The organism is Caulobacter sp. GW821-FHT09A05, assembly GCF_059418465.1.
Genome location: NZ_JBWKPX010000019.1, coordinates 59488 through 72268, shown reverse-complemented (window position 1 = coordinate 72268; position 12781 = coordinate 59488). Strand labels below are relative to the sequence as shown.

Annotated in this window: 13 protein-coding genes; 3 read left to right on the top strand and 10 right to left on the bottom strand. The window is 68.1% G+C overall.

Going from position 1 to position 12781, the window contains the following annotated elements:
• Position 1 precedes the first annotated feature (1 nt).
• The 9 genes from bamA to rpsB form a co-directional block, all read right to left on the bottom strand.
• Positions 2 to 2362: an outer membrane protein assembly factor BamA gene (gene bamA / locus AC07NX_RS17860; protein ID WP_494643584.1), complete on the bottom strand. Its 2361-nt coding sequence runs from the start codon at positions 2360 to 2362 to the stop codon at positions 2 to 4.
• Between the two features lie 29 nt (positions 2363 to 2391).
• On the bottom strand, positions 2392 to 3582 hold the full coding sequence (locus AC07NX_RS17855; RefSeq protein WP_494643620.1) for a M50 family metallopeptidase: 1191 nt from the start codon (positions 3580 to 3582) through the stop codon (positions 2392 to 2394).
• A gap of 35 nt (positions 3583 to 3617) precedes the next feature.
• On the bottom strand, positions 3618 to 4811 hold the full coding sequence (locus AC07NX_RS17850) for a 1-deoxy-D-xylulose-5-phosphate reductoisomerase (RefSeq protein WP_494643582.1): 1194 nt from the start codon (positions 4809 to 4811) through the stop codon (positions 3618 to 3620).
• A complete protein-coding gene (locus AC07NX_RS17845) occupies positions 4799 to 5653 on the bottom strand; it encodes a phosphatidate cytidylyltransferase (RefSeq protein WP_494643581.1) in 855 nt (284 codons plus the stop codon). The genes AC07NX_RS17850 and AC07NX_RS17845 overlap by 13 nt, the downstream gene beginning before the upstream one ends.
• A complete protein-coding gene (uppS, locus tag AC07NX_RS17840) occupies positions 5631 to 6410 on the bottom strand; it encodes a polyprenyl diphosphate synthase (RefSeq protein ID WP_494643580.1) in 780 nt (259 codons plus the stop codon). The genes AC07NX_RS17845 and uppS overlap by 23 nt, the downstream gene beginning before the upstream one ends.
• Before the next feature lie 44 nt (positions 6411 to 6454).
• The gene (gene frr / locus AC07NX_RS17835) at positions 6455 to 7021 is read right to left on the bottom strand and encodes a ribosome recycling factor (RefSeq protein WP_035074878.1); all 567 of its coding nucleotides are present in this window, start codon (positions 7019 to 7021) and stop codon (positions 6455 to 6457) included.
• A 25-nt stretch (positions 7022 to 7046) separates the two neighbouring features.
• Positions 7047 to 7784 carry a UMP kinase gene (gene pyrH, locus AC07NX_RS17830; protein WP_035074875.1) on the bottom strand — a complete coding sequence of 246 codons (738 nt, stop codon included), beginning with the start codon at positions 7782 to 7784 and terminating at the stop codon, positions 7047 to 7049.
• A 212-nt stretch (positions 7785 to 7996) separates the two neighbouring features.
• The gene (tsf, locus tag AC07NX_RS17825) at positions 7997 to 8935 is read right to left on the bottom strand and encodes a translation elongation factor Ts (RefSeq protein WP_035075059.1); all 939 of its coding nucleotides are present in this window, start codon (positions 8933 to 8935) and stop codon (positions 7997 to 7999) included.
• Between the two features lie 108 nt (positions 8936 to 9043).
• Positions 9044 to 9907: a 30S ribosomal protein S2 gene (gene rpsB, locus AC07NX_RS17820; protein ID WP_494643579.1), complete on the bottom strand. Its 864-nt coding sequence runs from the start codon at positions 9905 to 9907 to the stop codon at positions 9044 to 9046.
• A gap of 550 nt (positions 9908 to 10457) precedes the next feature.
• Between rpsB and AC07NX_RS17815 the strand changes: the two genes are divergently transcribed.
• Complete coding sequence (locus AC07NX_RS17815; RefSeq protein ID WP_494643577.1) at positions 10458 to 11108, top strand: haloacid dehalogenase-like hydrolase; 651 nt, start codon at positions 10458 to 10460, stop codon at positions 11106 to 11108.
• Between the two features lie 184 nt (positions 11109 to 11292).
• On the opposite strand, the gene AC07NX_RS17810 is transcribed toward AC07NX_RS17815, so the two are convergent.
• Positions 11293 to 11511 (bottom strand): helix-turn-helix domain-containing protein, encoded by a 219-nt coding sequence (locus AC07NX_RS17810; protein ID WP_494643575.1) that lies wholly within the window; start codon positions 11509 to 11511, stop codon positions 11293 to 11295.
• On the opposite strand from AC07NX_RS17810, the gene AC07NX_RS17805 reads away from it, so the two are divergent.
• Positions 11489 to 11854 (top strand): SDR family NAD(P)-dependent oxidoreductase, encoded by a 366-nt coding sequence (locus tag AC07NX_RS17805; RefSeq protein ID WP_494643573.1) that lies wholly within the window; start codon positions 11489 to 11491, stop codon positions 11852 to 11854. The genes AC07NX_RS17810 and AC07NX_RS17805 overlap by 23 nt on opposite strands.
• A 261-nt stretch (positions 11855 to 12115) precedes the next feature.
• Complete coding sequence (locus AC07NX_RS17800; RefSeq protein WP_494643572.1) at positions 12116 to 12625, top strand: hypothetical protein; 510 nt, start codon at positions 12116 to 12118, stop codon at positions 12623 to 12625.
• Positions 12626 to 12781 lie beyond the last annotated feature (156 nt).

Below are 12781 nucleotides of genomic sequence, written 5' to 3'. Positions count from 1 at the left end.
ATTAGAACCTTGTGGAGGTGGAGAACCGGAAGGTTTCGGTCCTGTCGTAGTCATCTTTAGCGAGAATACGGCTGAAATCGAACGTGATGGGCCCCATGGGGGATTTCCAGTCGATGCTCAGCCCCGCCGAGGCCCGCAGGCCCAGGTCGTCCTTGATGTTCGGATTGATGCCGCCGCCGGCGGTCAGGCGATCGACGTCGTCCAGCTGGCCGGCCGTGCCGAAATCCGTGAACAGGCGGGCCTTGATGCCGTACTGCTCGGGCAGGAAGGTCGGAACCGTCAGTTCGAATGTACCGATCGCATACAGCTTGGCGCCCAGGGCGCTGCTCTGGGTGGTGGTGTCGCGCGGGCCGATGCCGGCGATCTCGAAGCCGCGGAACGAGCTGCCGCCCTTGTAGAAGCGGTCGTTGATGCGGATGTTGTCGCCGCCCCAACCCTCGATATAGCCCGCCGAACCGGTAGCGCTGAAGATGAAGTCCTTGTTGAAGCCCCAGTACCAGCCGGCGTCGGTCTCGGTCTTGAGGTACTGGGTGTCGCCGCCGAAGCCGGCCAGGTCCTGGCTCAGGTCGGCGAACCAGCCCCGGGTCGGCTGGATCGGATCGTTGCGCTTGTCGAGCCGCAGGTTGTAGCCGATCAGCGAGGTGATGTACGAGCCGCGCTGCAGGCAGAGGATGTCGGACACCGAACCGCTGGTGCAGAGGTTGTCCGCCACGCTGACCTTGTCCTGACGGAGCTGGTAGCGCAGGCCCATAGAGGCGTTCTGCGTCAGGGGGAAGCCCAGGCGCAGGGTGCCGCCGGTCGATTCCGTGTCGTAGGCGGCGTAATCGCTGAGGTCGTAGCGGTACGAGTACAGGTCCAGGCCGGCGCGCAGGTCGCGGCCCAGGAAGCGCGGCTCGGTGAAGCCGAAGTCGATCTGCTGACGCAGCGAACCGACCGAAACGCGGGCCCGCAGGTTCTGGCCCCGGCCGCGGAAGTTGCGCTCGGTGATGCCGACATCCAGCACCAGCTTGTCAACCGAGCTGTAGCCGGCGCTGAACGACAGTTCGCCCGTCGGCTGCTCCTCGGTCTTGACCCGCAGGGTCGTGCGGTCCGGCTGGGCGCCGGGCACTTCCTCGATATTGACGTCCTTGAAGAAGCCCAGGGCGCGGACGCGGTTCTTCGAGCGGTCGACCAGGACGCGGTTGTAGGCGTCGCCCTCGGCCACTTCCAGTTCGCGGCGCACCACGTAGTCCAGCGTGCGGGTGTTGCCGACGATGTCGATCCGATCGACATAGACCCGCGGGCCTTCCCGCACCGAGAACACCACGTCCACGGTGTTGTTCTCGTGGTTGGGCACGTAGCGCGGCCGCACGTCGACGAAGGCGAAGCCCGCCGCGCCTGCCGCGAAGGTCAGGGCGTCGGTGGCCTGCTCGATCTTGTCGTCTTCGTACAGCTGGCCGGCGCGGATCGGCAGGATCTGGGCCAGCAGGTTACCGTCCAGCTTCTTCAGCTCGGTTTCGACGGTGACCTTGCCGAACTTGTACTTGGGGCCTTCGTCGATCGTGTAGGTGACCGCGAAGCCGTTCTTGTCGGTGGCCAGTTCGGCGACCGAGGCCACGACGCGGAAGTCGAAATAGCCGCGGTTGCGGTAGAACTTGCGCAGTTGCTCGCGGTCGTACTCGATCCGGTCGGGATCGTAGTTGTCGTTGCTGGTCAGGAACTTGTACCAGTGCGACTCCTTGGTGACGATGACGTCCTTCAGGTCGTTGTCCGAATATTCGACATTGCCCAGAAAGTTGACGCCCAGCACGCCGCTCTTGGGGCCTTCGTTGATCTCGAACACCAGGTCGACGCGCTTTTGCGGCAGTTCGACCACCTTGGGCGTCACGGTCGCGGAAATGCGGCCCGAACGGCGATACAGTTCGATGATGCGCTGGACGTCGGCCTGGACCTTGGCGCGGGTGAAGATGCCGCGCGGACGGATCTGGACCTCGTCCTTCAGCTTGTCTTCCTTGAGCGCCGAGTTCCCCTCGAAGACCACCTGGTTGATGATCGGGTTCTCGACGACCTTGACGATCAGGTCGCCGCCCTGCAGCTCGATCTTCACGTCGGCGAACAGGTCGGTGCGCGCCAGGGTCTTCAGCGCCAGGTCGAGGCGCTGGGGATCGACCGTCTCGCCCGGCTGGATCGGCAGGTAGGACAGCACCGTCCCCTGCTCGATCCGCTCGTTGCCCTGCACCACGATGCGCTGGACCACGCCCGTGGTCTGGGCCTGGGCGAAGGCGGCCTGCGGCGCGGTCAGCGCCGTGGAACCGAGAAGGAGCGCAACGCCGGTGGCGAACGCGGCGCTATGGGCGCGGATTTTGCTCATGGGACCAATCATGGACGGACGGCGCGGTTCACGAGAACAGGTCACGAGAAAAGGCCGCCAATGAATTTGAACACGTCGTAGCGGTGGAGATCGTTCCAGGCCGCGAACAGCATGAAACCAAGGATCAAGGCAAGCCCCGCTCTGAAGCCGGCCGCCTGGAATTCGGCCTTCAACGGTCGCTTGGCGATCGCCTCATAGGCGTACATCAGCAGGTGGCCGCCATCGAGAACCGGGATGGGCAGCAGGTTCATGAAACCGATGCTGACCGACAGGGACGCCACCATCACCATAACGCCGACCGTGAAGCGCAAAAGCAGGGTCTGGAGATCGGGCGCGTCGGCCGTGGAGGCCTTGGCGACCGCGCCGACCGCGTGGCCGATGCCGATCACGCCGCTGATCTGGTCGGCCGAGATCTGGCCGGTGACCAGGCGCCCCAGATAGAAGCCGATGGTGCTGATCTGGTCCCAAACCTCGACGGCGGCGTCGGGAATGGCGCGCCAAACCGTCGAACGATAGTGATAGGGCCGGCTGACGTTCTCGATGCCCAGTCGGCCGACCTTGGCGCGGCCGTTGATCTGGTCGGTGACCTCGACCTGAACCGGCTTGGCGACCAGGTGCAGGGTCTGCTCGCCGCGCTTGACGGTGAAGTCGATCGGCATGCCCGACCGCAGCATCACGTACCGCCCGACATCCTCGAAATTACGAATCCGGCGGCCGTCGGCCTTGATGATCAGATCGCCGGCGCGGAACCCCGCCGCCGCCGCCGCGCCGCCGGCCGGAACCCGGTCCACCGTCGCCGGATGACGATATTCGCCCAAGGTCGCCATCAGCACGGCGAAAACGGCGATCGCCAGCAGGAAATTGGCCACCGGCCCGGCCACGGCGATGATCGCGCGCTGCCAGACGGGCTTGAAATGATAGTAGCGCGACACGGCCGCCTCGCCCTCGCGCGCGGCGATTTCCCGCTTCAGGATCGCCAGGTCGCTGCCGTCGGGCACGCTGGCGGCGTTGTCGTCGCCGGAGAATCGCACGTAGCCGCCCAGGGGTATCCAGGCGACCCGCCATTCCACGCCGGTCTTGTCGCGCCACGCCACGATCTTGGGGCCAAAGCCGATCGAGAAGCAGTCGATGGCGACGCCGCAGGCTCGCGCGGCCCAGAAATGGCCGAGCTCATGCACTGTCACCACGATGGACAGCACCAGCACGAACGCGAAAGCTTGCGTCAAGAACACGATCATAAGGTGGCGCCCAACTCCCCGGTCAGTCTCTAGGTACGCTTCTGGCCGACAACCTCGGCCGCAATGCGGCGGGCCGAGGCGTCGGTCATCATCGCGCTGTCGAGGGCGTCGCCGGCGCTGTCGGCGAGTTCGCCCAGGCCATTCATGCGCTCAAGTGTCCCCGCCACCGCGCCGGCAATATCCAGAAAGCCGATCTGGCGGTCAAGGAAGGCCGCGACGGCCACCTCGTTGGCGGCGTTCATGGCGGCCGGCGCGCCGCCGCCCAGACGCAGGGCCTCGCGGGCGATGGCGATCGACGGGAAGCGGTCCAGGTCCGGCGCCTCGAAGGTCAGCTGGCCATAGGCGGCCAGGTCCAGGGGCTTGGCGGGCCACGACAGGCGCTGGGGCCAGGAGAAGGCGCACGAGATCGGGCTGCGCATGTCCGGCGGGCCCAGCTGGGCCAGGGTCGAGCCGTCGGCGTATTCGACGAGGCTGTGGATCACGGACTGCGGGTGGATCACGACGTCGATGCGCTCTTGCGGGGTCTCGAACAGGTAGGACGCCTCGATCATCTCGAGGCCCTTGTTCATCATCGTCGCGGAATCGACCGAAATCTTGGCGCCCATCGACCAGTTGGGATGGGCCACCGCCTGCTCCGGCGTGGCCTTGGCCATGGCGGCCTTGTCCCAGGTGCGGAACGGTCCGCCCGAGGCCGTCAGGATCAGGCGCGATACCTGGTCGATACAGTCGCGCTGCAGCACCTGGAAGATCGCCGAATGCTCGGAATCAACGGGAATCACCGAGCCGCCGGCCTGGCGGGCGATGGCCAGCAGGGCCGGGCCGGCGCAGACCAGGCTTTCCTTGTTGGCCAGGGCGATGACCGCGCCGGTCCGGGCGGCCGCCAGGGTCGGCGCCAGGCCCGCCGCGCCGACGATGGCCGACATCACCCAGTCCGCGCCCATGGCGGCGGCCTCGGAGACGGCGCCGGCGCCGGCGGCGGCCCGCACGCCCGAACCGGCCAGGCGTTCGCGCAGCTCCGGCAGGCAGGTCTCGTCGTCGATGACCGCGACCTGAGGCTTCCAGCGCAGGGCCTGCTCGGCCAGCTTGGCGACGTTGCGGCCGGCGGTCAGGGCCAGGATCTCGACCCCGACCTCGGCCTGTTCGAACAGATCCAGCGTCGAAACGCCGATGGACCCCGTCGAACCCAGCACCACGACCTTGCGGGTGGCGGTCAAGGCAGCCATCCCCACTGATCGAGCAGCCGCGCGCCGGCGACCACGATCGCCGCGAACATCAGGCCGTCGACACGGTCCAGCATGCCGCCGTGGCCGGGAATCAGGTCGCCCGAGTCCTTCACGCCGAACCGGCGCTTGAGCATCGATTCCCACAGGTCGCCGGCCATGGTGGCCAGGCCGCCCAGCAGGCCGATCACGGCGGCGACGGGCCAGGCCAGGTTCAAGTCCGGCAGGGCCGGCAGGGCTTGGGACTGGGACAGGGCCTGGATGCCGACCGCGCCCAGCGAGGCGGCGACCAGCCCGCCGAAGAAACCCGACCAGGTCTTGTTGGGCGAATAGCGCGGCCACAGCTTGGGGCCCTTCAGCAGGCTGCCGGTCGCGAAGGCGAAGATGTCGGCGAACCAGGTGACGGTGAACATCAGCAGGGTCCAGGAGAGGCCGGCGTCCATCCGGCGCAGCCAGATCATCGCGATCACCGCCGGCGCGATGTAGATCACGCCATAGGCCGCGTCGGCCCGCCGCTCGACCGCGCCGCGCGCCATCAGCGCGGCGGCCATCGCCCCGACGACCACGACCGGCCAGGTGATGTAGTAATGGCCGCGGAACGCGACGATCACCGAGATCGCCACCGCCGCGCCGATCGCCAGGGCCACGCCCAGCACGGACCGCCTGGCGCTCATCTCCGCCCATTCGCGGGCGAGCAGCGCGACGCCGACCAGGATCAGGCCCAGGTACCAGACGTCTCCGAACCAGACGGCGGCCACGACCGTAGGCACCAGCACCGTGGCCGAGGCGACACGGATCCGCAGGTTGCTCCAGTTGAAACGTTTAGCCGGCGACGGCGACGTCATCGACGGCGATACCTCCATAGCGACGGTCGCGGCTGCGATATTCCGTCAACGCGGCGGCCAGGTGTTCGGGCCCATAGTCCGGCCACAGAACATCCTGATACACGAGTTCGGCGTAGGCGCATTCCCAAAGCAGGAAGTTGGAGATCCGCTGCTCGCCGCTGGTGCGCACGATGACGTCCGGAGGCGGCGCCCCCGCCGTCGACAGGCGCTGTTCGAACAGCGCCTCGTCCAGGTCGGCCGCCCGGGCCTCGCCCCGTTCCACCGCCTCGGCGAAGGCCCGCGCGGCGTCGGCGATGTCGGCCCGGCCGCCATAGTTGAACGCCACCTGCAGCAGGAAGGCGTCGTTGTGGGCGGTCCGGCGCTCGGCCCGCTCGATGACGTCCAGAACGTCGGAGGCCAGGCCCGTCCGACGGCCGATGATCCGCACCCTCACGCCCTCGCGGGCCAGGCGCTCGAGGTCGGACTCCAGATAGGCCTTCAGCAGGCCCATCAGTTCCGACACCTCCTGCGGCGGGCGACTCCAGTTCTCGGTGGAAAAGCCGAACACGGTCATCACGCCCACGCCCAGCGCGGCCGCGCCTTCGACGGTCCGCTTCAGGGCGTTGACGCCGGCGCGATGGCCCAGCACGCGCGGCAGGTTGCGCCGCTTCGCCCAACGGCCGTTGCCGTCCATGATGATGGCCACATGCAGGGATTGGCCTGACTTCGCGCCCCCGGCGCGCGTCGTGACATCCTGCAGGCCGGTCGTCGGCGCCATGCGCTTCAGCCTTCCCTCATCTCCCCCCACAACGCAGGTCGATGCTAAACCTGCATGATCTCTTGTTCCTTGGTTTTCAAGGCCTCGTCGACGCGCTTGATGGCCTCGTCGGTCATCTTCTGGACCTCGGTCTCCATCTTCTTCAGCTCGTCTTCGCTGATGACGGAAGCCTTTTCGGCCTTCTTGAGGTCGTCGTTGGCGTCGCGGCGGATGTTGCGGACCGCGACCTTTTGCTGCTCGGCGTACTTGCCGGCGATCTTCACCAGGTCCTTGCGGCGCTCCTCGGTCAGCGGCGGGATCGGGATGCGCAGGTTCTGGCCCTCCACCACCGGGTTCAGGCCCAGGCCCGAATTGCGGATCGCCTTCTCGACCGAGACGACGACGCCGCGGTCCCAGACATTGACATTGATCTGGCGCGGCTCGGGCACGCTGATCGAGGCCACCGCGTTCAGCGGGGTCGCGGAGCCGTAGGCCTCGACCATCACCTGGTCCAGCAGGCTGGCGGAGGCGCGGCCCGTGCGCAGGGAGGCGAATTCCTCCTTCAGGGCGACGACGGACTTGTCCATGCGGTCCTTGTAGCGGGACAGGACGGGTTTTTCGGCGGTGGCCATGGCTTGGGCTCTCTTCGCTGGGAAATTAAGCGGCGCGGGCGCCGGAAACGACCGTGTGCGTTCCCTGCCCCTTGAGGACGTTCAGCAGGTTGCCGCGCCCCTTGATGGAGAAGACCACGATCGGAATGTTGTTGTCGCGCATCAGGGCCACGGCCGAGGCGTCCATGACCCGCAGGTCCTTGGCCAGCACGTCCATGTAGTTGAGCGTGTCGTAGCGCTTGGCCTCCGGGTCCTTCTTGGGATCGGCGCTGTAGATGCCGTCGACGCTGGTGCCCTTGAACAGGGCGTCGCACTGCATCTCGGCGGCGCGCAGGGCCGCGGCGGTGTCGGTGGTGAAGAACGGGTTGCCGGTGCCGGCGGCAAAGATCACCACCCTGCCCTTCTCCAGGTGCCGCTGGGCGCGACGGCGAATGTAGGGTTCGCAGACCGTGGCCATCGGAATGGCCGACTGCACGCGGGTGGAGACGCCGATCCGCTCCAGGGCGTCCTGCATGGCCAGGGCGTTCATCACCGTGGCCAGCATGCCCATGTAGTCGGCGCTGGACCGTTCCATGCCCTTGGCCGCGCCGGCCATGCCGCGGAAGATGTTGCCGCCGCCGATCACCAGGCACAGCTCGACGCCGGACTGGACGATCTCGCGGATGTCCTCGGCCACCGAATCGACGGTCTTGGTGTCGATGCCGTAGGGCGTGTCGCCCATCAACACCTCGCCCGAAACCTTCAGAAGCACGCGGCGATAGGGTCTGTGCTGGGGTTCGGACATGCGGAGGCTCTTCCTGAGTCGTCGGGACGCAACATAGTGCGCGTTCCGGAAAAGTGGGATCGGTTTTCCGGGCTCAAACCGGCCAGATCGCGTGCAGATGCACGACCGGGGCGCAAAAAAGGCGCGGCGCGCGCTCGATGCGCGCCGCGCCTTCGATGGGCGGTCCAGTCCGCCGCCCCCTTTCCGAAGAATGGGAAGGCGGCGGAAAGGACTTAGGCCTGGCCGGCCATGGCGGCGACCTCGGCGGCGAAATCGCCTTCCGGAGCCTTCTCGACGCCTTCACCCAGGGCCAGGCGAACGAAGCCCTTCACGGTGAGCGGCGAGCCCAGTTCCTTGCCGGCCTCGGCGACCAGCTGCTCGACGGTCTGGTCCGGGTTCATGACGAAGGCCTGCTTCAGCAGCACGACTTCTTCCAGGAACTTGCGGATGCGGCCTTCGACCATCTTCTCGACGACGGCCGGCGGCTTGCCCGACTCCAGCGCCTGCTCGGTGAAGATCTGGCGCTCCTTCTCGATGGCGGCCTGGTCCAGGTCGTCCGGCGACAGCGACAGCGGGGCGGTCGCGGCCACGTGCATGGCGATCTTGCGGCCCAGCTCCAGGATCTTGGCCTGGTCGCCGGCGCCTTCGATGGCCACGAGCACGCCGATGCGGCCCAGGTCCGGAGCGGTCGCGTTGTGGATGTAGGACGACACCGCGCCCTGGGCGACGCTGAACTTGGCCGAACGGCGCAGGACCATGTTCTCGCCGATGGTGGCGATCAGGTTTGTCAGCACCTCGGACACGACGTCGCCGTCGGCGGTCTTGGCCGCGTTGATGGCGTCCACGCCGTCATTGTCCAGGCCGACGGCCGCGATCTTGCGGACGGCGTTCTGGAACAGGTCGTTACGGCCCAGGAAGTCGGTCTCGGCGTTCACTTCCACCGCGGCGGCGGTCATGCCGGCGCCGTCGTTGCGGACAGCGATGCCGACCAGGCCCTCGGCCGCGACGCGGTCGGCCTTCTTGGCGGCCTTGGACAGGCCCTTGGCGCGCAGCCAGTCGATGGAGGCGTCGATGTCGCCGCCATTCTCTTGCAGGGCCTTCTTGCAGTCCATCATGCCGACGCCGGACTTTTCGCGCAGTTCCTTGACCAGCGCTGCCGTGATCTCAGCCATGAAATCCTCCAGATTCAAACGTTTAGCGACCGAGCTTGATAGCTCGGTCGCATGACAGGGTCACAACGACCGCGCCGGAACCGAGGCCCCGACGCGGAAGTCGGAAAATCAGCTCGCGGCCGGCTCGTCGGCGACGGCGTCCAGGGCTTCAGTCGTCGCGTCCTGGGCGGCTTCCGGAGCCTCGGCGGCGGCGGCTTCAGCCACCGGCTCCGGGGTCAGTTCGCGGGCCAGGGTCGGCTCGACCGGAGCCACCGAGGCGCCCAGGTCGACGCCCGAGGCGGCTTGGCCGGCGGCCAGGCCGTCCAGCACCGCGTCGGCGATCAGGTCGCAGTACAGCTGCAGGGCGCGGGCGGCGTCGTCGTTGCCCGGGATCGGATAGGTGATGCCGTCCGGATCGCAGTTGGTGTCGAGGATGGCGACGACCGGGATGTTCAACTTGCGGGCTTCCAGGATCGCGATCGCTTCCTTGTTGGTGTCGATCACGAACATGATGTCGGGGATGCCGCCCATGTCCTTGATGCCGCCCAGCGACAGTTCCAGCTTGTCGCGCTCGCGGGTCAGCTGCAGCAGTTCCTTCTTGGAACGGCCGGCGCCTTCGCCCGCCAGCACGCCTTCCAGCTCGCGCAGACGCGCGATCGAGCCCGAGACGGTGCGCCAGTTGGTCAGGGTGCCGCCGAGCCAGCGGTGGTTGACATAGTACTGGGCGCAGCGCTTGGCGGCCGTGGCGACCGGGTCGCTGGCCTGGCGCTTGGTGCCGACGAACAGCACGCGGCCGCCGGCGGCGGCCACTTCACGCACCTTCACCAGGGCCTGGTGCAGGAGCGGGATCGATTGCGACAGATCGATGATGTGGATGTTCGAACGCGAACCAAAGATGTAGCGGTCCATCTTCGGGTTCCAGCGGTGCGTCTGGTGGCCGAAGTGGGCGCCAGCTTCCAAGAGCTGACGCATGGAGAATTCGGGAAGCGCCATGATAGGTCTCCTTCTTCCGGTTGAACCTCCGTGGACACCCCCGCTCCGACGATTCGGACCGGGACCGGAACGGTAACGACGGGATGTCTCCCCGGCGTCGCCGCACGTCCACGTGTGGAATGGCCGCGCAGATAGGCGCGAACGAACCAAAAAGCAAGCCCTTAGGCGCCTGAAGCTTGCCCGTTCGGCCGTCGGGCCCGCGCGCCCATGCCGTCGTCGCGTCTCCCACGGGCCGGCTCGGGCGGTGGAGCGCGCAGGGTTCTCCCGCGTGGAGGACCTTACGCTCGAACGCGCCCCCCGCCCGCTCCGGCTCCCGGCGCGAGGCCCCGTGCCTGATCACGCCTCGACCGGCCCGCGAGATGATCCATCGGCTTCCAAACCCTCTGCACGGCGCGCAAGAGGTGCGCACGCCCACAAAAGAACCCGATCCGTCCACAGGCGAACCTCAATCGTCACGCGTTTCTGACACAGAGAAGGTGTCTGATGGGCTTGCGCCCGACGGACGGAGGGCCCGCCTTCTCCGGCGGGCCGTAACGGGTGGAGAGGACTCATGCTCGCGGTCTTCGATCTCGACGGCACCCTGCTGGACGGCGATTCCACGGCGCTGTGGCTGTGGGACCGGGCCCGTCGCTCCGTTCCCCGCCTGCTGGCCACCTTGATCGTCGCCCCGATCGCCATCCCGATGGTGATCGCTCCCCGCACCCGGCGGGCCGGGGCCTCCATCCTGCTGTGGATCGCCACGGCGGGGCTGAGCGAGCGGGCGCTGCGCGATTCGTGCGCCGCCTTCGCCGCCCGCTTCCACGCCGACGCCCTGCCTCTTCGCTGGCGCGGCCAGGGGGTGGCGACCCTCGACGCTCATCTCGCCGGCGGTGACGAGGTCGTCGTCGTCACCGCCGCGCCGACCCTTCTGGCCCAGGCCCTGATCGCCCCCCTGGGCCGGCCGATCATCGTGCTCGGCACCTCGCTCAAGCGCCGCGCGGGCGGCTGGGTCGCCGACATCCATTGCCGACACCAGCGCAAGTGTCAGGCCTTGGCCGAGGCGGGCCACGGCCAGCGCTGGGCCTATGCCTATACCGACAGCCTCGACGACCTGCCGCTGCTGCGCGGGGCCGACGCGCCGATGATCGTCGGCTGCGGCAAGACCGCCCTCCGCCGCCTCGACCGCGCCCGCCTGCCCAATTGCCGCGCCTCGGCCTGGTAGGCCCCGAGCCGGCGCGACGCCGCGATGCACGGTCTGCGTTCGTCCCCTGGCGGACCTGTCGTCGCCAACCCTGGCGTCAGACCTTCGCGGCCGCCTCGATCTGCCGTCGCATCGCGCGAACATCGCGGGCGGCGGGCGCGCCGAACCGCCGGACATATTCGCGGCTGAACTGAGAGGCGCTCTCTTAGCCGACCGCGAAGGCGAGGCCCGAGGCGCTATGCTCGCCCGCCAGAAGCAGGCGGCGGGCTTCCTGCAAACGCAACTGCTTCTGATACTGGAGCGGGCTGAACCCCGTGATGGCGAGGAAGTGCCGGGGCAGGCTGGCCCGGCTCATGCCGCTCGCTTCGCATAGCGCTTCGATATGTATCTGCTGGTCGTGATTGTCCCTGATCCGCGGACGCATCCTGAACGTGTCGTCGGGCTTCGTCCGGTTCACCCACCCCGGCTATAGCGTCTATGCGGCGATGAAGGCCGCGGTCGAAGTGCTGAGCCGGTTCATGGCGGTCGAGCTTGGCGCGCGCCGGATTCGCGTGAACGCCATCGCGCCGGGGGCGATCGCCACCGATTTCGGCGGCGGCGCGGTGCGTCACAACGAGGCGGTCAACGCCTTTGTGGCCCAGGGCATAGCGCTCGGGCGCGTGGGCCTGCCCGACGACATCGGACGCGCGGTGGCCGCGATCCTGTCCGAAGACATGGCGTGGGCCAACGGCGCCGCCTTCGACATTTCCGGCGGCCAGATGCTGTAGGTGCGCCGGCGCGGCGCCGAGGCCGCCAAGCGGACACCGATCCGCGCGGACTTCCGCTGGCCGACGGGCGCCGGAGGTTCAAGAGGCTCCCTCCCCGGAACAGCGTCACACTTCGGTCCATAAGTTGAAGCGGAGTCTTCGCGGTCTTGGGGGCGGAAAGATCGCGTGGCGAGATCACGGACGTCACGGAGAGGCGGATTCATACACCTGGCTGCGTTCGTCGCGGCGGCCGTTCTTCATGCGGCCCTGCTGTTTTTCCTGGTGCGTTACTTGCCGCCGGCGCCGGCTTATGACGAGCCGCCCGCCATCCAGGCTTCGCTCGTTCCGCCGCCTCGATCGGAACGCGCCGCCGCCCAGACGCGCTCGCCAAACCACGACGCCTCGGCCCGCGCCCAGCCCGCAACGCCCGTCCAGCCCATCGCGCCCCTCCCGCCCGACGGCGGCGTCGCGCCTTTCACGCCGAGCGCCGCGCCAGGCGAGGCCGGCTTTGGGGTGAAGGGACCGCTCGCCCTTCGCGGCCTGCGCGGCTGCGACCCGGCGGGGCTCGCCCGCGAGGATCGCGAACGCTGCGAGAGCGAGCGCTGGGCCCGTGTCCCGCGGGTCTCGCCCCGCCTGAACCTGGACCCGACCGGCCGCTACGCCAGAAACCCGGAGCCCTTCCTTTCGCGCCGCCCCACCAACGGCTGCCGCGCCCGCCTGACCGGCGACGTCGACCCCATGGGCGACGACATGGCCGGCCGAGCCGGGGTCACCTGCGTGATCCCCTTCTGAGCGGCGCGGACGGTGCTCCGCGGCGCCTGCCCCCTCCGCCATGAGCAGCCGGCCGGCGCCCGGGCTTCGCGACCTCGCCTATCCGCCGGGCGTGCGACTTCCATCTTCGACCCGTCTCCGGCGTGCAACAGGTCTGCTATAGAGAACGTGTCGCCG